The following is a 22,737-nucleotide window of genomic DNA, read 5'->3' as shown; positions in this document are numbered from 1 at the left end:
CCCGGTCCTGGTCAGGGCCGGGGACCGCGGTCGTTTCAGGTGAGCCGCTGTTCGAGGCGGAAGCTCACCTGCTCGCCGGCCCGGCTCTTGCCGATCGCCTTGCACAGCGCGGCGCGGATCGGCAGCCAGTGCGGTCCCGTGCCGGACGGCATGAGGGTGGCCGCGAACGGGTGGCCGTCGATCGTGCCGGTGACCTTGACCGCCCGCCGCGTGCCGAGCAGCTCGGCCGACTCGGGGACGGTCACGTAGGTCGCGAACGAGCCGTCCTTCTCGATCGGTGCGGTGAACGTGTGGTCCAGCGGTTGCGGGGTCATGGCTACCTCCGTCGGTGTGGTGTCGACAGTGGGACCGCCCGAATACACCCGAATCGTCGCTTGACGGAGTTTGTTTAGGTTCGCAACAATCAGTGTGGTCCAGACCACACTGGAGGTGTCTCATGTCGGGGAAGCACACGCGCAGGCTGATCGGTCTCGCGGCAGCAGCTCTCGTCACCGTGTCGATCGCCGTGCCGGCCGCGGCGGAACCGGGCGCAGAGCCCGCTGGGCCCCAGGCCAGGGCGCTCGCCTGGGCCGACGAGTTCGACGGGCCGTCGGGCGCCGCGCCGGATCCCGGCAAGTGGCGGCACGACACCGGCGGGCAGGGCTGGGGCAACAACGAGCGGCAGTTCTACACCGACACCCGCGCCAACTCCGCGCTCGACGGCGGCGGCAACCTGGTGATCACCGCCAGGAACGACGACGCGGGCGGGCGCCAGTGCTGGTACGGCACCTGCCAGTACAGCTCCGCGCGACTGCTCACCTCCGGCACGTTCACCCAGGCGTACGGCCGGTTCGAGGCGCGCATCAAGATCCCGCGCGGTCAGGGCATCTGGCCGGCGTTCTGGATGCTCGGCGACAACTTCGGCAGTGTGGGCTGGCCGGGCTGCGGCGAGCTGGACATCATGGAGAACATCGGGCGCGAGCCACACCTGGTGCACGGCACGCTGCACGGGCCCGGCTACTCCGGTGGCGGCGGGCTGACCGGCACGTACCCGCACCCCAACGGCTGGGCGTTCGCCGACGACTTCCACACCTTCGCCGTGGACTGGGCGCCCGATGCGATCACCTGGTCGGTGGACGGCAACGCGTATCAGACCAAGCGGCCCGCCGACACCAACGGCAACCCGTGGGTGTTCGACCACCCGTTCTTCATGATCCTCAATGTGGCGGTCGGCGGGAACTGGCCGGGCGATCCGGACGGCAGCACCCAGTTCCCGCAGCAGATGCTCGTCGACTACGTGCGGGTCTACTCGTAACGGGTGTCAGGGACGCAGGTGCACGGAGAGGTTCACGCTGGCCCACACCGTGAGGGTGCCGGGGTGGCACAGGCCGATGTAGATCCAGGCGCCCGCGGAGATGAACAATCCGCGGTGCGTGTCGGCGGCGACGGTCACCGTGAACTTCTTCTTGCCGGTCGCGCCCTTGTCGCAGGACAGGCCCTTGACCTTGGCCTTGCCTTTGGCGTGCCCGGCCTGGTCGACGTCGGCCAGCAGGTCGAACGTGGCCCCGTTGCACTGGTAGGTGCCGGTGAGCTTGACCGCGGCACCGCCCTTGACCAGCTTGCCCGAGGTCACCGTGATCTCGGGAGCACGGGTGTCTGGCCTGCTGGTGGCCTGGGCGGAGGCGGCGAACAGGCCGATCGTCAGCAGCGCCGCGAACAGTGCACTCACCAGGGATTTCGTTGTGGTCCGCATGATTCGACGATCCGCCGTGGCACTCGTGTCGGGCAACGGGCGTCACTCTCAGGAGCACGTGATCAACCCGTCCGGGGAACACCCCGAGGTGTGAACCGGCCGTCGAGTACACCGGCCGAGCACGTTCGTGCGTCCACCTGGTGACTCGCCGTGGCACTGGTTGAAGTAGCGGGCGGGTCACCAGGTAACCTGTAGCCCGGTCGTGCGACAGCGAGGATGAGATGCAGCTGTTCCTTCAGATTCTTCTGGTAATCACCAGCCTGTTGCTGGTGCTGTTGGTGCTGCTGCACCGCGCCAAGGGCGGCGGTCTCTCGTCGCTGTTCGGTGGCGGAATGCAGTCCAGCCTGTCCGGCTCCAGCGTGGCGGAAAAGAACCTCGACCGCCTCACGCTGTTCGTCGGGGCGGTGTGGACGATCTGCATCGTCGGGCTCGGCCTGCTGATGAAGGTCGCCTGAGCTTGTCGCACCGGGGTGGGGAGGCTGGCGTGACTGCGCCGCCGCAGAGGTATCACACAGGTACGGTTTGCGAGGATCCCAATGGCTGGTGGTAACGCGATTCGCGGCACCCGTGTAGGTGCCGGTCCGATGGGGGAGTCGGAGCGCGGAGAGTCGGCGCCCAGGCGCCGTGTGTCCTACTGGTGTGCGAACGGCCACGAATCGAAGCCGTCGTTCGCCCTGGACGCCGAGGAACCGGAGTCGTGGGACTGCCCACGCTGCGGGCTGCCCGGCGGGCGTGACGAGCAGGCCCCACCTGCCGCGCCGCGCAACGAGCCGTACAAGACGCATCTCGCCTACGTGAAGGAGCGTCGCTCCGACGAGGACGGCGAGGCGATTCTGGCCGAGGCGCTCGAGAAGTTGCGCGCTCGTCGCGAGCTATAATCATCGCTTGAGACATGGATGAGCGGGCTCGTCACGAGCCCGCTCATCCATTCGTCTCTGTTCGTCGTCAGACCGCGAGTGGGTAGCGGGCGCGGACTCGGAATCCGCCTTCGCGGGTCGGTCCGGCGTGGAAGGTGCCACCAAGCAGGCCGGCGCGCTCTCGGAGCCCCATGAGGCCGTGGCCTCCGGACGGCAGCGTGCACGCGTGGTCGGCCGACGGGCCGTTGTGCACCTCGACGGTCAACGCGTCGCCCTCGGTGTGGACGCGCACGGTGGCCGGCGCTCCCGAGGCGTGCTTGCGCACGTTGGTGAGCGCTTCCTGGATGGTGCGGTAGGCGGCGCGGGAGACCGGCGGCGGCAGCTGTTCGGTCGCGGTGTCGACGGCCAGCTTGATCGGCACGTCCGCCTCGCGAATCAGTTCGCCCACCTCTTCCAGGCCGGGCTGTGCCGCGTCGTCGTAGCTTCCGGATCGCAGCACCCCGACGAGTTCACGCAGCTCGACCAGTGTGCGCGAACTCAGGTCGCGGATGGTTTGCGCCACCTCGCGCGACTCGTCCGGATTGCGGGTGACCTGCAGCGCGCCTGCCTGCATGGCGATCAGCGTGACCTGGTGTGACACCACGTCGTGCATCTCCCTGGCCAGCCGCGCCCGTTCCGCGCCCCTGATCGCCTCGGCGTGCAGGCGGTTCTCCCGTTCGCGGCTCGCGGCGAGCTCGGTGATCCGGTCGGACAGCTCCTGCCGCGCGTGTGCGAGCAGACCAACGGCGACCGGCATGGCCGCGAAGATGATCCCGTAGATCACCCGCAGGATGTGCTCGCGCCAGCCGATTGCGAAGAAGTCGGGCAACGGCCAGAGCACGTACTTCGCCATGAACACCAGCGCGGCGCCCACCATGGTCTGCCAGCCGAGGAGCTTTCGCCGCGCGAGCGTGCCCAGTGCGATCACCGCGGCGAGCGCGGCCCAGCCGGCGAGATACCCGGGGATCGTGATCAGCACGGCGATGAACGGGAAGCGCCGGCGGATGAGCATCGCGGCGCACGCGATCCCGGACAGCCAGACCGAGTACGTCGTCGCCTTCGACGGGATCACGAGCCACACGTCCGCCACGGCGACGAGGAGGGCCACGGCGTCCATCACCAACGGATGCCGGCGCGCGACGTCCATCACCTTGGCGAGGGACAGCGACCGCCGGTCGCGGGTGGCCATTGCCGGGCGGAACGTCGTCGGGGTGAAGCTGTGGGCGACCAGGGCGGAACCTCCTGCGTCGGCAGGCTCAACGGGGGTAGACCCGTTGACACTGGTTTCGTGGGTCGACCGCCGTCGGTGGACGCCCCGCTGGTGGGGGACGTGGTCCCGAAAACGGCCTCGCCAGTTGCTCGTCTGGACCGGCTGCTGCTGTTGCTGTGGCATGTGCAGGCCTTTCCAACAGAGTCGCGCTGTAGTGCTCTTGTGAGAGAAGACATGGATGTCGCTCATATGGGACGCGAAGTTACAAAACTGTGTGCATTCGCACACGTATTACCTCTCGATGGGGTGACCCTAGGGACGAATGTCACTCGTTGTCCATGACACGGCCGCCTACGGGTGCCACGATCCGGCTCATGAGCAGACGAGGGATGTGGCGCGCCGTCGGCGCCGGGCTGTTGGCGACGCTGGCCGCCACGGCTGTCATCGTGGTGGCGCCCAACACGAACGCCGAGCCGGCACGGCACCGCGAGTTCGACCTGCAGGCGCACCGCGGCGGGTTGGGGCTGCGGTCGGAGAGCACGCTGAGCTCGTTCGGCAACGCGTTGCGTCTCGGTGTGTCCACCCTCGAACTGGACGTGCAGATCACCGAGGACGGCCAGGCCGTCGTGACGCACGATCGCAAGGTCGACGGGCGCAAGTGCGTGGACACCGCGCCCCCGACGTCCGGCGACCCGGAGTTCCCTTACGTCGGCAAGTTCGTCAAGACGCTGACGCTGGCCCAGGTCAAGACACTGGACTGCGGGTCGAAGGCGCTGCCCGACAAGCCGGGCCAGGTGATCTCGCCCGGATCGCGGATGCCGCGCCTGGCCGAGGTGTTCGATCTGGTGAAGCGCTACCGCGCGGACGACGTGAAGCTGAACATCGAGACCAAGGTGGAGGCGGGCGCGCCGGACCAGACCGCGCCGCGTGAGCAGTTCGTCCAGGTCACCGCGGCCGAGATCCGCGCGGCCGGTTTCGAGCGCCGGGTCAGCATCCAGAGCTTCGACTGGGGCGCGCTGACGCGGATGCGCGAGGTGGCACCGAGGCTGCCGGTGGTCGCGCTGACCAACTACGACTTCCTGCAGACCGGGCAGCCGGGTGCCTCGCCGTGGCTCGGCGGGATCGACATCGACGACTTCGGCGGCGACCCGATCGCCGCGGTGAAGTCGTTCGGCGCGACCGCGTTCTCGCCGGTGCACGGCTTCCCGCAGGGCGGCTCGGTCACCGATCCGGACTACCGCCCGTACGTGACACGCGAGATGGTCGAGCACGCGCACCGCAACCGGATCGCGGTGATCCCGTGGACGGTCAACGACGTGCCGACGATGAGCAAGCTGATCGACGACGGCGTGGACGGGCTGATCACCGACTACCCGGACCGGCTGCGCGCGCTGCTCGACTCGCGTGGGTACCGGCTGCCGCGGGCCTCCGCGTCGCCGTTCGACGTGCAGGGTCACCGGGGTGCCCGTGCGGTGCGCCCGGAGAACACGCTCGCCGCGTTCCGGTACGCGCTGGCCAACGCGGACGTGTCGACGCTGGAGCTGGACACCGGTGTGACCGAGGACGGCGTGCTCGTGGTGAGCCACGACCGCACGGTCAACGGGTCGCACTGCGTGGACACCGGGCCGGCGCGGCCGGGTGATCCGGAGTTCCCGTACGTGGGCAAGCGCGTCCGTGAGCTGACGCTGGTGCAGGTGAAGACCGTGGACTGCGGCTCCAAGACGCTGCCTGAGTTCCCGAACCAGCAGCCGGCGCCGGGGGAGCGGATTCCGACGCTGGCCGAGGTGTTCGACATCGTGCGCGCGAGCGGGCGAACCGACGTGCGGCTGAACATCGAGACCAAGATCAGCCCACTGGTCGACGACACCGCGCCGTACCAGGAGTTCACCGGGCGGCTGGTGTCCGCGATCGCTCACGCCGGGTTCGCCGAGCGGGCCACGATCCAGTCCTTCGACTGGCGGACGATCATGCTGGCACGCCGGCTGCACCCGAGGATCGACACGGTGGCGCTGGTGTGGCAGTACGGGCCGGACGAGTGCCGCACCCTGGAAGACGAGTGCTCCCTGCGAGCCGTGTACGACGACCCGTCGGTGCGCAGCCCGTGGACCGGCGGGTTGGACTGGTGGAAGCACCGGGACCTGGGCCGGCTGGTCCGCTCGGCCGGTGCCGGCACGGTCTCGGCGAACTGGCAGGTGCACGACCCCCGGCAGGTGAAGGCGCCGTCGCCGGACTGGTACCTGCGCACCGACCCCGCGTACTTCCACGGCCCGGAAACCGGTTCGCTGCAACAGAAGCACGGGCTGAAGGTGGTGCCCTACACGGTCAACGACGAGGCCACGATGCAGCGGGTGATCGACCTCGGCGTCGACGGGATCATCTCCGACGACCCCGATCGCCTGATCGCCGTCGCCCGACGAAACGGTCTCCGCTAACGAAATCACACGGTCGAGTGGTTCACCTCTGATCTCGTTGTACCAGTGACGACTGTGAAGCCGACTGCCGCCAGTCGAGTTCGAATGGAGGCGACGGTGCCCGGGTACGCGATCCTTGTCTACGGCGACGAGGCGGGCGGGTTCAGCTCGTACTCGCCGAGTCTGCCTGGTGTTGTCGCCGCCGCGTCGACCTATGACGAGTGCGCGACCTTGATGCGCGAGGCGGTGGCGTTCCACCTCGAAGGGCTGCGCGAAGCGGGCGATCCGGTGCCGGAACCCGACGTGGTCGGCGCCGAGGTTGTTGTGGTGGCGGCTTAGCGGGGTCGGTACATCCGCGCGAGTTCTGCGATGGTGTCGGTGAGGTGCTGGCGCAGTTCGGGCGGCTCCAGCACTTCGATCTCCGCGCCGAGTCGCAGTAGTTCGGTGGCGGCGTGCGGGATCGACTCGATCGGGATCACCGCACGGATCCACTGTGGACGGTCGGCGGGCGTGGCGGTGTCCGCCACCGCCCTGGCCATCACGGCGGGGAGGTTGCCCGGCACGCGGGCGCGCCCGGCAGCGGAAAGCAGGACGACCGCCTTGCCCTGGTACTGCTGGCGCCGCTCGAATTCGTCCACTGTGGACCGCCAGTGCCCGGCGAGATCGAAGTCCGCCGGCCGGTCGAACGGTTCGGCGAGCGCGTGGACCGAGCGGATCGCCGACACCCGGTAGGTGGACAGCCCTCGGCCGTTGTGCGCGATCAGGTACCAGGTGCCGGACTTGACCACGAGACCGTACGGCGACAGCGTGCGGGTGACCTCCCGCGGCTCGGTCCAGCGGTGATAGCCCACCTCGACCCGGTGCTGCCGCCACACGGCGTCCGCCACCGCGGCCAGGTGCGTCGTGTCGTCCGGCTCGCGGTACCAGCCGGACGTGTCCAGGTGGAACCGGCCGGCGACGCGCTCGGCGTGGTCGCGCAGTTCGGGCGGCAGTGCGGCGGCGAGCTTGAGCTGCGCGGCGGCGACCACCGAGCCGAGGCCCAGCTCGGCGGCCGGCCCCGGCAGCCCGGCCAGGAACAAGGCCTCCGCCTCCGGCCGGGTCAGCCCGGTCAATCGGGTGCGGTACCCCTCCAGCAGCTGGTACCCGCCGGCCGGCCCGGCGTCACCGTAGAGCGGCACCCCGGCGGCGTGCAGCGACTCGACGTCCCGGTACACCGTGCGCACCGAGACCTCCAACTCGTCGGCCAGCTCGGCCGCGGTCATCCGCCCGCGCGTCTGCAGCAACAGCAGCAGGGACACCAGCCGGCTCGCGCGCACGCGGTGAATTCTGCCCGGCATCACTGACAGAAGGTGTCAGTGATGCCGTCATAGCGTTCCCGCCATGAGCATCGAGACACTCACCGACGGCCGGCACGCGTTCGACTTCCTGCCCGGCCGCTGGCACATCCGCAACCGCAAGCTTCGCGACGTACTCGACCCGGACTGCACCGAGTGGGTGGAGTTCGACGCCGTGTCCACCGCGTGGCAGACGCTCGGCGGCCTGGGCAACGTGGACACCTTCGTCACCGACGACTACCCCGGAATCGGCTCCTACCAAGGGATGTCGATGCGGCTGTTCGAACCGGAGACGGGCCACTGGAAGATCTGGTGGGCGTCCACCCGGCTCCCCGGCAGGCTCGACCCGCCCGTGGTGGGCACGCTGGTCGACGGTCGCGGTGACTTCCTCTGCGACGACGAACTGGCCGGCCGTCCGATCAAGGTCCGCTTCCGGTGGACCGTGCGCAGCAACGACTCGCTGCTGTGGGTGCAGGCGTTCTCCCACGACGGCGGCGAGACGTGGGCAGACAACTGGATCATGGAATCCAGCCGGATCGACTAACGCGTCACCCGAGGCAGCGCGGCGATGCCGAGATCGCGGCTGACCGCGTGCAGCTCGTCCGGCACGTTCGCCAGCCGGGTCAGCGTGGTGAAGGCCATCGGGTCGTCGACGGAGACGAAGAAGTCGTCGTAGTGCGTCGGGACCACCACCTTCGGGCGCAGCAGCGACAGGACCCGCTGCCAGTAGTCCGGCGTGTAGGAGCGCCCGGCCACGCCCGCGAGGAACAGGTCCACGTCGTGCTCGCGCACCGCGTCGTCGATCAGATCCGCGCTGCCCTGGTGATAGATCGTGAAATCGCCGACCGTGATCGTGATGCCCCAGGTCTGCCCGCACCGGTAGGCCTGGGGTGTCAGCTCCGCGAGCGTGTCGCAGCTCGTGTCGCCGTCGAACGGGATCCGCTGCCCGAGCACCAGCTTGGAGTGCGTGCTCGGGGTGAACGACACGGTGAACGGGCCGAGTTCGTAGCGGTGGTACGGCTCCACCTCCACCGCGCTGTCGTCCAGACCGTGCAGCCGCATCAGGTTCTCCACCGACCGCGAGCCGTACACGCGACAGCCGAGCCGGCGGGCGAGCGCCGGCGCGTCGAGCGCGTGGTCCCAGTGCCCGTGACCGATCAGGATGCCGACCGTCGTGCCGGGCGCCTCGACGGCGGCCACCCGCGCCGGATCGGGCAGCGCGGTGCGCCGGCGCAGCAGGGCGGACAGTGGCACGCGGGACACGAACGGGTCCACGAACAGCGTGTGATCCTGGTACGTGAACCGGTATCCGGCGACTCCGAGCCAGTCCACGGTCAGCCCGGCCGGCAGCTCCAGCGGTACCGATTCCAAGTGCCGCAACGCATCGGCGTCCTCGCGCTCGTACCGCCGCCTCTTGGCGAGGTAGTCGATCAGCTCGGCGACGTGCCGCACGCGGGAGGTCATGGTTCGCGGGATTCCTTGGGGGACAGGCGATCCGCGGCCGCGCCGAACGCGGCCAGCTCCTCCGGTGTGCCCGCCACCTGGAACACGAATCGCTTGCCGCGCAGGCCGTGCCCCGGCGACGGCGCGTTGACCTCGAACGCCGTGGCGAGTTGCCCGCGCTCGTGCACGCCCTTGGCCGGGAACACCTCCACCAGCGGAACGGTGGCCGTCTCGGCGGGAACGGTCGTGGCGTCCTGTGTGGTGGCGACGGTGACGGCCGTGATGTCACTCCACGGCAGACCCGGCCCGCTCCGCTTGCCCTTGGTCAGCCAGACGCCGTTGTCATCGAGTGCGAGGCGCGGCTTTCGCGCGCCGCTCATGAACGCCACGGCGAACAGCGCCAGGAATCCGCCCAGCACGACCGTGAGGCCGACCCGCAGCCCCATCGGCGCGGGTCCGTCATCGGAGTCGTGGAACCGGCTCACCAGGAACGGCGCGTCGGTGGTCCACGCGAGCACGATCAACACCAGCGCGCCGATCGCCAGCACAAGACCGCAGCCGGTGACGGCGTAGGTGACGGCCGGGCTCGTGCCGCTGGCGCGCACCTGGCGGCGGAATCCGTTGGTCGCGCCCCGGACCGCGACCGACACCCCGGCGCTCATGCGAGCGGAGGGCTGAACACTCCGGGCACTTTCGCCGCGGCCTGCTTGTCCAGTAGCCACAGCGTGCGCCGCTGTCCGATCGCGCCGGCCGCGGGGAGTTGGATCTCGCCGGCACCGCCCAGGGCCATCGACACGGCGGCGGCCTTCGAGCCGCCGGTGGTCATCAGCCACACCTCGGCGGAGTGCCGGATCGCCGGCAGCGTCAGGGAGATCCGGGTCGGCGGCGGCTTCGGGCAGTTGCGCACGGCGACCACGGTGCGATCGGTCTCGTACACCGCGGGAGAGGACGGGAAGACCGACGCGGTGTGCCCCTCCTCGCCGACACCGAGCAGGCACACGTCGAACACCGGCACCGGTCCGTGGTCCTCCGGCCGGGTCGCGCGGGCAAGCTCGTCGGCGTACGCGGCGGCCACCGCGTCCGGGTCGTCGCCGAACTCGCCGTTCGGCGGCGCCATCGCGTGCACCCGCTCCGGCGGCACCGGAACGTGGTCCAGAAGTGCTTGGCGCGCTTGGGTTTCGTTGCGCTCCGGGTCACCGGCGGGCAGGAACCGCTCGTCGCCCCAGTACAGGTCGATCGCCGTCCAGTCGACCGCGTCCCGAGCCGGCGTGGCCCGCACCTGCTCGAGAACGGCGGTGCCGGTGCGCCCGCCGGTCAGCACCAGCGACGCGCGCCCGCGTGCCGCCTGCGCGTCGACCAGGCGCGTGATCAGCCGTGCCGCGGTGGCCGCGGCCAGCAGCTCCGGGTTGGCGTAGACGACCGTCTGGGGCGTGCTCATGACTGGGGCTTCGGGGGCTTCGCCTTTGCCGCGGGCTTCTTCGTCGCGGTGGTCTTGGTGGTGCTCTTCTTGGCCGGTGCCTTGCGCGCCGCGGCCGTCTTCGTACCCGCGCGCCCTCGGACGATCTTGTCCAGCCCCTTCAACGCGTTCTCGTAGATCTCGTCCGGGTCGAGCCGGCGTAGTTCCTCGGTGAGGCAGTCGCGGATCGACCGGCGCTGCAGCGCTACCCGCCGGGACGGCTGGCCGGGCTGGGTGAGCGTGCCGACTTTGGTGTCCGGCCGGTGCAGCTCGACCGAGCCGGAGCGGCGCTTCAACTCGACCGCCACGATGCCCTGGCCGTCGGCCGCCTTGACCCGCTTCACCGGCGCCTTGAGACAGGTGGCGAGCCAGGCGGCGAGCAGCTCGGTGGACGGCGAGTCGCCCGCGCCGGTCACCGTCGCCTCGGTGACCTTCTCGAACGGTGGCAGGTCCATCGCCGCCGCCAGCACCGCCCGCCAGAGGGTGAGCCGGGTCCAGGCCAGGTCGGTGTCACCGTCGGCGTAGTGCTTCGCGCGGACGGTCAACGCCTTGGCGGGGACGCGCTCGGCGGCCGAGTCGGTGATCCGCCGCTGGGCGAGTTGGCCGATCGGGTCCTGCGAGGGGTTGGCCGGTGCCTCGAACGGCCACCACGCCACCAGCGGCGCGTCCGGCAGCAGCAGCGGCACGACACAGCTCGCGCCCTCGTCGGCCAGCGGGCCGTACAGCCGCAGCACGACGACCTCACTTGCGCCCGCGTCACCGCCGACCCTGATCTGCGCGTCCAGCCGGGCCGCCGCCTTCTTCGCGCCGCGCGCCACCACGATCACGCGGCACGGGTGCTCGCGGCTGGCGTCGTTGGCCGCCTCGATGGCCTCCTCGGTGCGCTCGCCGTCGTCGGTGACGATCACCAGCGTGAGCACTCGGCCGAGGGTTACCGCGCCACCCTTCTCGCGCAGGTCCACGAGCTTCGCGTTGACCTGTGACGTGGTGGTCGCCGGGAGATCGATGATCAAGGCCGCCTCCAGTGCCTTCCGGTGCGGGCGAGCATGTTGGCCGCCGAGTCCGGTCCCCAGGTGCCCGCCGAGTACGACTCGGGCTTGCCCGTCTGCCGCCAGTACTTGAGCACCGGGTCGAGAATCTCCCAGGACAGCTCGACCTCGGAGTTCACCGGGAACAGCGACGGCTCGCCGAGCAGCACGTCCAGGATCAGCCGCTCGTAGGCCTCCGGCGAGGACTCGGTGAACGAGTGCCCGTAGCCGAAGTCCATGGAGACGTCGCGCACCTCCATGGTCGAGCCGGGCACCTTCGAGCCGAACCGCATCGTCACGCCCTCGTCCGGCTGCACCCGCACCACGAGCGCGTTCTGGCCGAGCTCCTCGGTGGCGGTGTCGTCGAACGGCAGGTGCGGCGCGCGCTTGAACACCACGGCGATCTCGGTGACGCGGCGACCGAGCCGCTTGCCGGTGCGCAGGTAGAACGGCACGCCGGCCCAGCGGCGGGTGTTCACCTCGAGCGTGATCGCGGCGAAGGTCTCGGTGACCGAATCCTTCGAGAAGCCCTCCTCCTGCAGCAGACCGGGCACCTTCTGGCCGCCCTGCCAGCCGCCGGCGTACTGGCCGCGCGCGGTGGTCTCGGCGAACGGCGTGACCGGCTTGGTCGCCGAGAGCACCTTGATCTTCTCGGTGCGCAACTCGTTCGGGTGGAAGGAGACCGGCTCCTCCATCGCGGTGAGCGCGAGCAGTTGCAGCAGGTGGTTCTGGATCACGTCGCGGGCAGCGCCGATGCCGTCGTAGTAGCCGGCGCGACCGCCGAGGCCGATGTCCTCGGCCATGGTGATCTGCACGTGGTCGACGTAGTTGGCATTCCAGATCGGCTCGAACAGCTGGTTCGCGAAGCGCAGCGCCAGAATGTTCTGCACGGTCTCCTTGCCGAGGTAGTGGTCGATGCGGAACACCGACTCCTCGGGGAAGACGTTGTTGACGATCTTGTTGAGCTGCTGGGCGCTTTTCAGATCGTGACCGAACGGCTTCTCGATCACCACGCGCCGCCAGTGGCCGTCTTTGTCGCCGGGAGGCTCAGCCAGCCCGGAGCGCCGGAGCTGTTGGCACACAACGGGAAACGCGCCCGGTGGGATCGACAGGTAGAACGCGTGGTTGCCGCCGGTGCCGCGCTCCTGGTCGAGGGCCGAGACGGTCGCGGCCAACTGGTCGAACGCGGCGTCGTCGTCGAAGCTGCCCTGCACGAACCTGATCCCCTCGGCGAGGCGATCCCACACGGCCTGGCGGAACGGCGTGCGCGCGTGCTGTTTCACCGCGTCGTAGACGACCTGGCCGAAGTCCTGGTCGGCCCAGTCCCGGCGGGCGAACCCGACCAGCGAGAAGCCCGGCGGCAGCAGGCCGCGGTTGGCCAGGTCGTAGATCGCGGGCATCAGCTTCTTGCGGGACAGGTCACCGGTCACGCCGAAGATCACCAGGCCGCACGGGCCGGCGATCCTCGGGAGCCGCTTGTCCCGCTCGTCCCGCAGCGGGTTGCGCCAACTGCGTGGCGCGGAAGTGGCGGTCAATGTCCAATCCCCTCGAGTGCGCGGACGACGTGGGCGAGGCCGGCGGCGCGGTCGGTGAGGTGCAGGCGCAGCACCGGGCGGCCGCGCTCGGCGAGCACCTGCCCGTCGCCGAGTGCCTGCGCCCGCTGCAGCACACCCAGCGTGTACGGGCGGTCCGGCACCTCGAGATCGTTCTCGACCGCGCCGGTGAGCTGCAGGAACACGCCGTTCTGGTGGCCGCCCTTGTGGTACTGGCCGGTCGAGTGCAGGAAGCGCGGGCCCCAGCCGAACGTGGTCTGGGTGCCGGTGCGCCGGGCCAGCTCGGTGCGTAGCAGGATCGCCGACGCGTCGTCCAGCCGGTCAAGATAGGCCTGCACGCTGATATACCCGGCGTCCGGGACCAGCGCCAGGAACTGCCGCAGCGTCTCGGCGAGCGTGCTCGGGCCGGCGGTACCCGGGACGCCGTACACCTCCACCGGACCGTCCACAAAGGACGGTTCGCCGGCGTTCGCGGCGTCCGGGTTGTCCAGCAGCGCGCGGGAGGCCTTCTTCGCCGCTTCCACGTCCGGCTGGTCGAACGGGTTGATGCCGAGCAGCCGCCCGGCCACCACGGTCGCGTACTCCCAGAGCAGGAACTGCGCGCCGAGCGGGCCGGTGACCGCGATCGCCGCGGTGGCCGACGGTCCGATCGCGACAGTCGTGGCGTCGGTGCCGGCGTCGGCGAACCCGGGGGAGTCGGGGCTCTCCGCGACGACCGGCAGCAGCCCGGTGCCGTTCTTCCCGGTGGACTCGGCGATGAGCTGTTCGGCCCAGTCGCCGAAGCCCGTGATCCCGGAACCGGTGTCGGCGAAGACCACCTTCTCCGCGCCGCGGGCGTGCGCCGCGCCGAGCGCGGCACCCAGCCGCAGGCCCGGATTCTCTTCGCTGTCAAGGGAAAGCACCTTGGACGCGGCGGCCGCGTCGTCCAGCAGCGCGCCGACGTCGGCGCCGGCCAGCCCGGACGGCACGAGGCCGAACGCGGTGAGCGCCGAGTAGCGCCCGCCGACGTTCGGGTCCGCGGTGAACACCTTGCGGTAGCCGGCGTCCAGCGACGCCGACTCCAGCGGGGAGCCGGGGTCGGTCACCACCACGATGCGCGACGCGGCGTCGATTCCGTTGGCGGTGAAGGCTTTCTCGAAGATCCGCCGGTGGCTGTCGGTCTCCACCGTGGAGCCCGACTTGGACGACACCACCAGCACCGTGCTGTCCAGGTCGCCGGCGAGCGCGTCGGCCACCTGCCCGGGATCGGTGGTGTCCAGCACGGTCAGCGGCACGCCCGCCGTGCTGGTGATCACCTCCGGCGCGAGCGACGAGCCGCCCATGCCGGCGAGCACAACGCGGTCCACGCCGTCGGCCTGCAGTTCCGCGCGCAGCGCCTCGATCTCCGCCAACAGTGGGCGGGACGTGTCGTGCAGCGTGGTCCACGACAAGCGGATCGCCGATTCCGGCTCGGCGTCCGGGCCCCACAGCGTGGGGTCCTGGGACGTGAGCTTGGAGGCGACCCGGTCGGAGACGAGCCGCTCCGCGAATGGTGCCGCCTCCCCGGCCAGTCGCTGATCTACAAGCGTTACCGCGAGCTGTTCGGGTTGGTCTGCCATCGTCGGAGCGACCCTCTCGTCCGGTGGTCTACGAAGATCAGTTGGAGGCCTTGTCCAGCTGACCACGAACTGTATCGAGAAGCTCGAGCCACGACTTCTCGAACTTCTCCACGCCCTCGCGCTCGAGCACGTCGTACACGTCGTCGACGTCGATGCCGACCGTGGTGAGCGCCTCGAAGATCCCCTTGGCCTGCGGACCGGTGTCGGTCACCCGGTCGGCGGGCTCGCCGCCGTGATCGGCATAGGCGTGCAGGGTCTTCTCCGGCATCGTGTTCACCGTGTCGGCGACGACGAGATCGTCGACGTACAGCGTGTCGGAGTAGTCCGGGTTCTTCGTGCCGGTGGACGCCCACAGCGGACGCTGCGCGCGCGCACCGGCGGCGGCCAGCGCGTCCCAGCGCTCACCGGAGAAGACCTCCTGGAACGCCGCGTACGCCAGCCGCGCGTTGGCCACGGCCGCCTTGCCGCGCAACGCCTTCGCGTCGTCGGTGCCGATCGCGTCCAGCCGCTTGTCCACCTCGGTGTCCACACGGGACACGAAGAACGACGCCACCGACTCGATCTGGGCGAGCTGGTGGCCGTTCTCCTTGGCCTTCTCCAGACCGGACAGGTAAGCCTCCATCACCTCGCGGTAGCGCTCCACCGAGAAGATCAGCGTCACGTTCACGCTGACACCCTCGGCGAGCGTGCGGGTGATCGCCGGCAGGCCCTCCTTGGTGGCCGGGATCTTCACCAGCAGGTTCGGGCGGTCGACGGTCTTCCACAGGTCGAGCGCCTCGGCCACGGTCGGGTCGGTCTGGTTGGCCAGCCGCGGGTCGACCTCGATGGACACCCGGCCGTCCACACCGTCGGTGGACTCCCAGGTGCCGCGGAACAGGTCGCACGCGTTGCGCACGTCGGTGGTGGTCAGCTCGCGCACGGTGGCGTCCAGGTCGGCGCCCCGCGCGGCCAGCTCGCGCACCTGCTCGTCGTAGGCCTCACCGTCGGCCAGCGCGTTGGCGAAGATCGTCGGGTTCGTGGTCACGCCGACGACGCTCTTGTCCCGCACCAGCTCGGCCAGGTTGCCCGAGTTCAGCCGCTCCCGGGACAGGTCGTCCAGCCAGATGGACACGCCCGCGTCGGACAGTGCCTTGAGTCGGTCGTGCCTGCCGGCACTTGAGGCAGTTTCAGTCACTGGTTTTCGCTCCCCTCAACGGTTTCAGGCTTTGGTGTTCGCGACGGACCGCTTCGCCGCGTCCACGACGGCCTCGGCGGTGATGCCGAACTCGCGGTACAGCGTCTGGAAGTCGGCCGAGGCGCCGAAGTGCTCGATGCCCACGATCTCGCCGGCGTCGCCGACGAACCGGTACCAGGACTGGGCGATGCCGGCCTCCACGGCCACCCGCGCCTTGACCGACGGCGGGATCACGCTGTCCTTGTACTCCTGGTCCTGCGCGTCGAACCACTCGACACACGGCATCGACACCACACGGGCCGCGATCCCTTGCTGGGCAAGGGTTTTCGCCGCCTCGACGGCGAGCTGGACCTCGGAGCCGGTGCCGATCAGCACCACGTGGTCGTCGTTGGTGTCACCGAAGTCGGCGAGCACGTAGCCGCCGCGGGCAACACCCTCGGGCGCCTTCTCCTTCGAGCCCTCCAACACCGGCACGTTCTGCCGGGTGAGGCACAGGCCGGACGGCGCGTGGATGTCCTCCAGCACCGCCTTCCACGCGACCGCCGTCTCGTTGGCGTCCGCGGGGCGCACCACGTTCAGACCCGGGATCGCGCGCAGCGTGGACAGCTGCTCGATCGGCTGGTGCGTCGGGCCGTCCTCGCCGAGGCCGATCGAGTCGTGCGTCCACACGTAGATCACCGGCGCCTTCATCAGCGCGGCCAGGCGCACGGCCGGGCGCATGTAGTCGCTGAAGATCAGGAATGTGGCGCCGTACGGGCGGGTGCCGCCGTGCAGCGCGATCCCGTTCAGGATCGAGCCCATGGCGTGTTCGCGGACACCGAAGTGCAGGTTCCGGCCGTACGGGTTGGCCTTGAACATCCCGGTGGAGGAGGACTCCGGCCCGAACGACTCGGCGTTCTTGATGATCGTGTTGTTGCTCTCGGCGAGGTCGGCCGAGCCGCCCCACAGCTCGGGCAGTGCGTCGCCGATCGCGTTCAGCACCGCGCCGGAGGCCTTGCGGGTGGCCATGCCCTTCTCGTCGGCGTCCCAGGACGGCAGCGCGTCCGCCCAGCCGGCCGGCAGCGCGCGGGTGGACAGCCGGTCCGCCAGCGCCTTGCGCTCCGGGTTGGCCGCGGCCCACTCGTCGAACTTGGCCTGCCACTCGGCACGGGCGGTCTTGCCGCGGTCGACGGCCTGGCGGGTGTGCGCCAGCACCTCGTCGTCCACCTGGAAGGTCTGCTCCGGGTCGAAGTCCAGCGCCTTCTTCACCGCGGCGACCTCGTCGGTGCCCAGCTTCGCGCCGTGCGCGGCACCGGTGTTCATCTTGTTCGGCGCCGGGTAGCCGATCACCGTGCGCAGCAGGATGAACGACGGCTTGGTGGTCTCCGCCTTGGCGTTCTCGATCGCCTCGGTCAGCGCGACGACGTCCTCGCCGCCGTCCACGACCTGCACGTGCCAGCCGTAGGACTCGTAGCGCTTGGCGGTGTCCTCGGACAGCGCGATGTTCGTGTCGTCCTCGATGGAGATCTTGTTGTCGTCGTAGATCACCACGAGGTTGCCGAGCTCCTGGCGGCCGGCGATGGACGACGCCTCGGAGGTGACGCCTTCCTCGATGTCGCCGTCGGAGGCGAGCACGTAGACGTGGTGGTCGAAGATCGACTCACCGGGAGCGGCGTCCGGGTCCAGCAGGCCGCGCTCGCGCCGGGCGGCCATCGCCATGCCGACCGCGTTGGCCAGGCCCTGGCCGAGCGGGCCGGTCGTGGTCTCCACGCCCGTGGTGTGCCGGTACTCCGGGTGGCCCGGCGTCTTGGAGTCCCACTTGCGCAGCTGCTTGAGGTCCTCGACCTCCAGGCCGTAGCCGGCCAGGAACAGCTGGATGTACAGGGTGAGGCTGGAGTGACCGCACGAGAGAATGAACCGGTCGCGGGCCGGCCACTCGGCGTCCGCCGGGTCGTGCCGCATGACGCGCTGGAACAGCGTGTACGCCGTGGGCGCGAGGCTCATCGCGGTGCCGGGGTGACCGCTGCCGCAGTTCTCCACGGCGTCCGCCGCGAGAACGCGGATCGTGTCCACTGCTCTGGTGTCGAGGTCGGTCCAGTCGTCAGGGTGGGTCGCGGTGGTCAGGCGGGTGACTTCCGCCTGATCGATCGAGTTGACGGACACAGCTCTCAGGCTCCGGTTTCAGACGATGGCGGGGTCGGGCAGGTCGCGCCCGTCTGCAGACTAGTCGGGTGCCCAGAAGGGCACCCGATATGGGGAGTGTGTTCGCGCGCGGTTAGCATTCCCGCGGTGGGGCAATTGATATCGAGGAGCGCCGTGCACACGAAACGCCTGGTGGTCGCGTCGTGAGCCTCACCATCGAAGCACCGTCCGCCCCCCGGCGCCCCGCCGCGGTGGTGCGCAGTTACTTCGCGTTGACCAAGCCCCGAGTCATCGAGTTGCTGCTGGTCACCACGATTCCGGCGATGTTGCTCGCCGCGCGCGGATTCCCGCCGCTGTGGCAGATCGCGTGCACGCTCGCCGGCGGGACGCTCGCCGCGGGCAGTGCGAACGCGCTGAACTGCTACGTGGACGCCGACATCGACAAGCTGATGAAGCGGACCAAGGCGCGCCCGCTGGCTCGGCACGACGTCTCGCCGCGCAACGCGCTGATCTTCGGCGTGGTGCTCGGAATCGCGGCGTTCGCGTTCCTGTGGATGACCGTCGGCCTGCTGCCCGCGATCTTCGCGGTGGCCACGATCCTGTTCTACATCTTCGTGTACACGCTGATCTTGAAGCGGCGCACCGCGCAGAACATCGTGTGGGGCGGCGCCGCCGGCTGCATGCCGGTGGTGATCGGCTGGTCCGCGATCACCGGTGGGGTGGCCTGGCCGGCGTTCGTCCTGTTCGGCATCGTGTTCTTCTGGACGCCGCCGCACACCTGGGCGCTGGCGATCAAGTTCAAGGACGACTACGCGCGTGCCGGCGTGCCGATGCTGCCCGTGGTGGCGACGCTGGAGCAGGTCGTCAAGCAGATGGTCATCTACACCTGGCTGACCGTGGTCTGCTCGCTGCTGCTGTTCCCGGTCACGAGCTGGATCTACCCGGCGGTGGCGGGGCTTGCCGGGCTGTGGTTCGCGATCGCCGCGCACCGGCTGCGGGCCAAGATCAAGCGCGGCGAGAACGCCAACACCATGCGGTTCTTCCACCTGTCGAACAGCTACCTGTCGGTGGTGTTCTTCGGGCTGGCGGTGGACGCGGTGGTGGCGCTGCCCGTGCTCGGCTGGCCGTTCTGACCTTCGGCATGCACGACGATTGGCCCAGCGGCGCGCCGAGCGTGTTCGACGTGGATCACGCCGAGACGGCTCGGTTCTTCTGGGCCCACGGCCAGCCATCGCGGTGCTTCCTCGCTGACCTGCCGAGCACGGCCTCGCGCGATCTGACGGCGGCGATCTCGACCGGGTACACCATGCTCCAGGCGCTGGAGAAGCTGGCCGTCGTGGACAACGGGACCCTGGTGCGGGAGTGGCCGCCGTCTGAGGAGAAGGGCCACCCTGGGAATCACCAGCCGTATCAGATCGTGCTGCCGCCGGGGGAGCGCGGATATCCGAAGCTCGGGTCGGGACATTGGCCTTATCAGTCCGCCTACCACGAGGCGGCCGACCTGTCGGCCCGGATACGCGGCCGGGTGACGTTGTGCCGGATGCTCTGGTTGATCGGCTGGCATTGACCGCGTAGTCGGGTCAGGTCGTCGCGGTGATCATCACGCTGGTGCGGTGGCGCCAGACGACGTCGACATGGGCGAAGCCCGCGGCGCGGATCGCGTCGAGGTGCCACGCGGTCTCCTGGTAGGCGTCCGCGCTGGGGCGCTCGGTGCGCGGGTGCCCGCCGAGGACCGGATCCCGCTCGATCTCGGCCCACCACTGGGCCCAGGTGAGAGCCGGGGGAGCGGCGGGGAGTCGTTCGGCGTCGGTGACCTGATCGGCATGGCAGAGCAGGCCGCCGGGCGCGAGCACCGAGTGGATCTCGGCGTACACCTCTCGCTGGCGATCGCTCGGCAGGCAGTGCAGCGCGGCGGACACTCCGACGAGGTCGTACCGGTCGTGCGGCAGCGCGTCTGTCCACTGTGGACTGTCCAGGTCGGCCTCGGCGATCCGCGTGCCGGCGGGCAGTGACGCGCGTGCGATGGCCAGCAGCACGGGGTCGACGTCGGCGAGTGTCACGTCGGCGTCCGGCAGACGGCGGGACACTCGCAGGGCGATCGAGCCGGTTCCGCCGGCCAGGTCCAGTACGCGCGGAGGGCCGGGCGCGCGGGCGTGGAGTTCCCCGGCGAGCTCGCACATCACGGTGAACGCGTCCTCCCGGCCGGGGAGGTACGCCTCGGCCTGGAGGTCCCAGGAGTCCTGCCACGCGAGTGCCTCAGCGGTGGTGATCGCAACTGTCACACCGCGAGCTTATCGAAAACTGTTGTCAACTTCGTGGGATCGCGCCGAGCAGGTTGTCGACGTCCTGGTCGTCCAGCGACTCCTGGATGCACCGCCACAGCTCCAGGTTCGCGGTCGCCCAGCGGCCGTAGCGCCGCGCGGCCTCCTCGTCGTAGAAGTAGAACCCGTCGTCGTGCGGTGTACCCTGCTCGCCGACGATCTTCGCGGCCAGCTCGGCCAGGCCGATCCCGTTCTCCTCCAGGTACCGGTGCGCGAGCACGACCGGAGTCGTCGGCAGCGCCTTGAACAGCGTGTCCGCGTCGGACAGCGCCTGCGCCTCCAGCGAGATGTCGCGCGTTCTGGTGCACATCTCCGCCTCCACCACCACGTCGTCGATCCACTCCGCGGCGAGCGCCTCTACGCCGGCCTTGGCCAGCAGCGGCATGCGCAGCTCGCGGCCGGCCGCCGCCGAGGAGTTGCGCCGGACGATGTAGTTGAGGTCGTGCACCAGCGCGGCGGTCTCCGCGACCGACGGATCCGCTCCGTTGCGACCGGCGAAGTACGCCGCCTTGTCGCGCACGAACCCCACGTGGTGCCAACCGTGGAACGGCAGCTTCGCCGCGTGCTTGCGGCACAGCCGCCGCACCCGTCTGGCGACACCGTCGATCACCGGTCGCGGCACCGCACGTGCCGCGGGTGTGACGGCGACCTGAGCCGCGTCTGTAGACATCTCCAACCCCTCCAGCCGTCGGCGGACTGGTGGGGTCAGGGTAACTGGCTAAAGGGCGCTGGCCAGCGTGTCGAGTCGGGACTCCACGGGCACGTGTCGCTGGCTGGCCCGCGTGGCCGGGTCGAAGGACAGGCTCGACTCCCGCATCGCGCGCGATTTCACCAGGAACGTGAGGGTGCCGTCCTCGGCGTGCGGGATTCGGTGGAACTCGTGGCACCACAGGTGTCCCGAGTTGCCCGTTGTGCAGTTCGCGCTGCGGATCAGCTCGACCGAGGAGATCAACCGCGTCTCCGGATCGATCGCCGCGCGGTAGCGCTCGTGCGTGTAGCCGCCGCGCAGCAGCGTGGTGCAGAAGTGGTACCTGTGGTTGTGCACGGAGTCGGCGTAGCCGCGCCGCCAGTCGTGCTGCGGTTTGTACTGGTGCAGCCAGAACGAGAACGGCTCGCTCGACCGGTCCCGCAGGCACCAGGCGTAGTGCGTGGTGGTCTCGCGGGATCGGCTGATCAGCGCCGTCGAGATCTCCGGCGACAGTCCGATCAGGAACGCGCGCAGCTTCTCCCGCAGATCCGGTTGATCGGCCCACTCGCGGAAGTGTTTCCCGGCCAGCCCCCACTGCCTCGGCAACGTCGGTCCTTCGGTACTCAGTCGTTCGGCGAGGTCGGCCAGCACGCAGGCCGGAGGCGGCACGTCGATCAGCTCCCTAGCTCGGCGGCAACGGAGAAGTCCTGACGGAAGCTGTGGAACTTGTCCTCCAGCTCCGTGAACTGCTTCTCGCGCAGCCGTGTTCCGGTGACTTCTTCGAATTGGTCCACGAATTCGCGGCGGGTGGTCGTCGGCGTGATCGCGAGGTGGCGGGTGTCGCGCGAGCTCGTGATCCGGGTGAACTCGGCGCGCTGCATGTTGTAGATGAACGAGCCGTGCGAGAAGCGCAGCGTCCTCGGGTAGAGCTTGGTGGTGCCGGCGCTGTCGCTGTACAGCGTGATCCACGCGCTGTCGTCGAACATCTCCAGCCGGTCCAGCGGCGGGTCGGGCACGACGAACACGTCGGTGCGCTCGCAGCGGCCGCGGGCCAGGAACAACCCGACAAGGCCGATGCGGATCTCGTCGTGCAGCAGGGCTTGGATCGCGTCGTAGTCGGCGGCCGGCCCGGCCTGGCGGGCCAGGTGTCGCGCCCGGCCGCTGATGCCGGACAGCTCCCGCGGGTCGGCCACCACCGCGCGCAGTTCCCACGCGGCGGGGGAGGTGAGCAGCCGGGCGGCGGCGTGCCGTCCGGAGAACCCTCGAAAGGCGTACTGGCGTGTGTTGGCGAGGTCTTCCATGAGGCGGCGATTGAACGCGGGGTCGGGCGCGGTGGTCGCCTCGAATACATGGGTGGGGAAGAACTCGCTGTTCAACGACCGGTATTCGGCGCTGAGTTCGGCGAGTGCCCGGCGATTCTCCTCGATCAGCGGGGTGACGGTCGCGCGCTGGGCGGCGGAGGCGGTGATCAGTGTTTGGCCGAAACCGACGATCGCGGACACCATCGTGCCGATCGATACGGCGGAGACGATGTTCTTGGCCGTGCCGGTCGGCATGCCGGCGGAAATCGCGATCGATGACGCGGAGACGATCAGCAGGATGAGGAGGAGCAAACCGGTTCGGGTCCAGAAGATCTCTCGAATCGGGTCGCCGCGGCCGCGCTTGGCCTCCGCGCCCACGGTGGGTCACCTCCTGATCTGACACCCGAACGCACCAATTCGCTACGTATTCAAGCAGGTGCGCGGCGTCACTCTACGCTGGGAATTCTGACC

General features: G+C 69.7%; 24 protein-coding genes and 1 pseudogene. 9 read left to right on the top strand and 16 right to left on the bottom strand.

Features of this window, described 5'->3' with window-relative positions:
- Positions 1–35: 35 nt before the first annotated feature.
- Entirely contained in the window at positions 36–314 is a 279-nt protein-coding gene (locus EV193_RS31855) for a DUF1905 domain-containing protein (protein ID WP_130348682.1), read from the bottom strand.
- Positions 315–436: 122 nt separating this feature from the next.
- Between EV193_RS31855 and EV193_RS31850 the strand changes: the two genes are divergently transcribed.
- A complete protein-coding gene (locus tag EV193_RS31850) occupies positions 437–1,294 on the top strand; it encodes a glycoside hydrolase family 16 protein (RefSeq protein ID WP_130348681.1) in 858 nt (285 codons plus the stop codon).
- A 6-nt stretch (positions 1,295–1,300) separates the two neighbouring features.
- On the opposite strand, the gene EV193_RS31845 is transcribed toward EV193_RS31850, so the two are convergent.
- Positions 1,301–1,732, bottom strand: coding sequence for a hypothetical protein (locus tag EV193_RS31845; RefSeq protein WP_130348680.1), 432 nt, complete (start codon positions 1,730–1,732; stop codon positions 1,301–1,303).
- A 221-nt stretch (positions 1,733–1,953) separates the two neighbouring features.
- On the opposite strand from EV193_RS31845, the gene secG reads away from it, so the two are divergent.
- Positions 1,954–2,187: a preprotein translocase subunit SecG gene (gene secG / locus EV193_RS31840; protein WP_130348679.1), complete on the top strand. Its 234-nt coding sequence runs from the start codon at positions 1,954–1,956 to the stop codon at positions 2,185–2,187.
- Between the two features lie 81 nt (positions 2,188–2,268).
- A complete protein-coding gene (locus EV193_RS31835; RefSeq protein WP_130348678.1) occupies positions 2,269–2,610 on the top strand; it encodes an RNA polymerase-binding protein RbpA in 342 nt (113 codons plus the stop codon).
- A 67-nt stretch (positions 2,611–2,677) separates the two neighbouring features.
- On the opposite strand, the gene EV193_RS31830 is transcribed toward EV193_RS31835, so the two are convergent.
- Complete coding sequence (locus tag EV193_RS31830) at positions 2,678–3,817, bottom strand: sensor histidine kinase (protein WP_130348677.1); 1,140 nt, start codon at positions 3,815–3,817, stop codon at positions 2,678–2,680.
- Positions 3,818–4,212: 395 nt separating this feature from the next.
- On the opposite strand from EV193_RS31830, the pseudogene EV193_RS34355 reads away from it, so the two are divergent.
- From EV193_RS34355 to EV193_RS31820, 3 genes and pseudogenes are all read left to right on the top strand, one after another.
- A pseudogene (locus EV193_RS34355) lies at positions 4,213–5,265 on the top strand (glycerophosphodiester phosphodiesterase family protein); the annotation flags it as partial.
- 18 nt (positions 5,266–5,283) lie between these two features.
- Positions 5,284–6,270, top strand: a complete 987-nt coding sequence (locus EV193_RS34350) for a glycerophosphodiester phosphodiesterase family protein (protein ID WP_242613824.1) — start codon at positions 5,284–5,286, stop codon at positions 6,268–6,270.
- 84 nt (positions 6,271–6,354) lie between these two features.
- Positions 6,355–6,588: a type II toxin-antitoxin system HicB family antitoxin gene (locus EV193_RS31820; protein WP_130348675.1), complete on the top strand. Its 234-nt coding sequence runs from the start codon at positions 6,355–6,357 to the stop codon at positions 6,586–6,588.
- Here the strand turns inward: EV193_RS31820 and EV193_RS31815 are convergent.
- A complete protein-coding gene (locus EV193_RS31815) occupies positions 6,585–7,565 on the bottom strand; it encodes a helix-turn-helix transcriptional regulator (protein WP_130348674.1) in 981 nt (326 codons plus the stop codon). The two genes, EV193_RS31820 and EV193_RS31815, sit on opposite strands and share 4 nt — an antisense overlap.
- A gap of 64 nt (positions 7,566–7,629) precedes the next feature.
- On the opposite strand from EV193_RS31815, the gene EV193_RS31810 reads away from it, so the two are divergent.
- Positions 7,630–8,127: a hypothetical protein gene (locus tag EV193_RS31810; protein WP_130348673.1), complete on the top strand. Its 498-nt coding sequence runs from the start codon at positions 7,630–7,632 to the stop codon at positions 8,125–8,127.
- On the opposite strand, the gene EV193_RS31805 is transcribed toward EV193_RS31810, so the two are convergent.
- From EV193_RS31805 to tkt, 8 genes are read right to left on the bottom strand one after another with little or no spacing between them, the layout of a single operon-like run.
- Positions 8,124–9,047 carry an MBL fold metallo-hydrolase gene (locus EV193_RS31805; protein WP_130348672.1) on the bottom strand — a complete coding sequence of 308 codons (924 nt, stop codon included), beginning with the start codon at positions 9,045–9,047 and terminating at the stop codon, positions 8,124–8,126. The two genes, EV193_RS31810 and EV193_RS31805, sit on opposite strands and share 4 nt — an antisense overlap.
- Positions 9,044–9,688, bottom strand: coding sequence for a hypothetical protein (locus EV193_RS31800; protein WP_130348671.1), 645 nt, complete (start codon positions 9,686–9,688; stop codon positions 9,044–9,046). Before EV193_RS31800 ends, EV193_RS31805 begins: the two co-directional genes overlap by 4 nt.
- Complete coding sequence (gene pgl / locus EV193_RS31795; protein WP_130348670.1) at positions 9,685–10,464, bottom strand: 6-phosphogluconolactonase; 780 nt, start codon at positions 10,462–10,464, stop codon at positions 9,685–9,687. The genes EV193_RS31800 and pgl overlap by 4 nt, the downstream gene beginning before the upstream one ends.
- Positions 10,461–11,495 (bottom strand): glucose-6-phosphate dehydrogenase assembly protein OpcA, encoded by a 1,035-nt coding sequence (gene opcA, locus EV193_RS31790; protein WP_130348669.1) that lies wholly within the window; start codon positions 11,493–11,495, stop codon positions 10,461–10,463. Before opcA ends, pgl begins: the two co-directional genes overlap by 4 nt.
- The gene (gene zwf / locus EV193_RS31785) at positions 11,492–13,045 is read right to left on the bottom strand and encodes a glucose-6-phosphate dehydrogenase (protein WP_130348668.1); all 1,554 of its coding nucleotides are present in this window, start codon (positions 13,043–13,045) and stop codon (positions 11,492–11,494) included. The genes opcA and zwf overlap by 4 nt, the downstream gene beginning before the upstream one ends.
- Positions 13,042–14,661, bottom strand: a complete 1,620-nt coding sequence (locus EV193_RS31780) for a glucose-6-phosphate isomerase (RefSeq protein WP_130348667.1) — start codon at positions 14,659–14,661, stop codon at positions 13,042–13,044. The genes zwf and EV193_RS31780 overlap by 4 nt, the downstream gene beginning before the upstream one ends.
- 37 nt (positions 14,662–14,698) lie before the next feature.
- Complete coding sequence (gene tal, locus EV193_RS31775) at positions 14,699–15,835, bottom strand: transaldolase (RefSeq protein ID WP_130348666.1); 1,137 nt, start codon at positions 15,833–15,835, stop codon at positions 14,699–14,701.
- Between the two features lie 24 nt (positions 15,836–15,859).
- Positions 15,860–17,977, bottom strand: a complete 2,118-nt coding sequence (tkt, locus tag EV193_RS31770; protein ID WP_423202258.1) for a transketolase — start codon at positions 17,975–17,977, stop codon at positions 15,860–15,862.
- Between the two features lie 182 nt (positions 17,978–18,159).
- Between tkt and EV193_RS31765 the strand changes: the two genes are divergently transcribed.
- Both EV193_RS31765 and EV193_RS31760 read left to right on the top strand, forming a co-directional pair.
- Positions 18,160–19,089: a heme o synthase gene (locus EV193_RS31765; RefSeq protein ID WP_130348665.1), complete on the top strand. Its 930-nt coding sequence runs from the start codon at positions 18,160–18,162 to the stop codon at positions 19,087–19,089.
- An 8-nt stretch (positions 19,090–19,097) separates the two neighbouring features.
- Complete coding sequence (locus tag EV193_RS31760; RefSeq protein WP_130348664.1) at positions 19,098–19,523, top strand: hypothetical protein; 426 nt, start codon at positions 19,098–19,100, stop codon at positions 19,521–19,523.
- Between the two features lie 13 nt (positions 19,524–19,536).
- Here EV193_RS31760 and EV193_RS31755 read toward each other — a convergent pair whose 3' ends face one another.
- Genes EV193_RS31755 through EV193_RS31740 form a run of 4 tightly spaced genes read right to left on the bottom strand, consistent with a single transcriptional unit; the run spans position 19,537 to position 22,644 of the window.
- Positions 19,537–20,238, bottom strand: coding sequence for a class I SAM-dependent methyltransferase (locus EV193_RS31755; RefSeq protein WP_207222892.1), 702 nt, complete (start codon positions 20,236–20,238; stop codon positions 19,537–19,539).
- A 25-nt stretch (positions 20,239–20,263) separates the two neighbouring features.
- Positions 20,264–20,947 carry an HD domain-containing protein gene (locus tag EV193_RS31750; RefSeq protein WP_242613816.1) on the bottom strand — a complete coding sequence of 228 codons (684 nt, stop codon included), beginning with the start codon at positions 20,945–20,947 and terminating at the stop codon, positions 20,264–20,266.
- Positions 20,948–20,995: 48 nt separating this feature from the next.
- Positions 20,996–21,634, bottom strand: a complete 639-nt coding sequence (locus EV193_RS31745; protein WP_130348663.1) for a hypothetical protein — start codon at positions 21,632–21,634, stop codon at positions 20,996–20,998.
- 5 nt (positions 21,635–21,639) lie between these two features.
- Complete coding sequence (locus EV193_RS31740; RefSeq protein WP_130348662.1) at positions 21,640–22,644, bottom strand: hypothetical protein; 1,005 nt, start codon at positions 22,642–22,644, stop codon at positions 21,640–21,642.
- Between the last annotated feature and the right edge of the window lie 93 nt (positions 22,645–22,737).

The sequence above is a fragment of the Herbihabitans rhizosphaerae genome (assembly GCF_004216555.1).
Lineage (GTDB): Bacteria > Actinomycetota > Actinomycetes > Mycobacteriales > Pseudonocardiaceae > Herbihabitans > Herbihabitans rhizosphaerae.
This window is presented reverse-complemented; position numbering and strand designations above follow the sequence as displayed.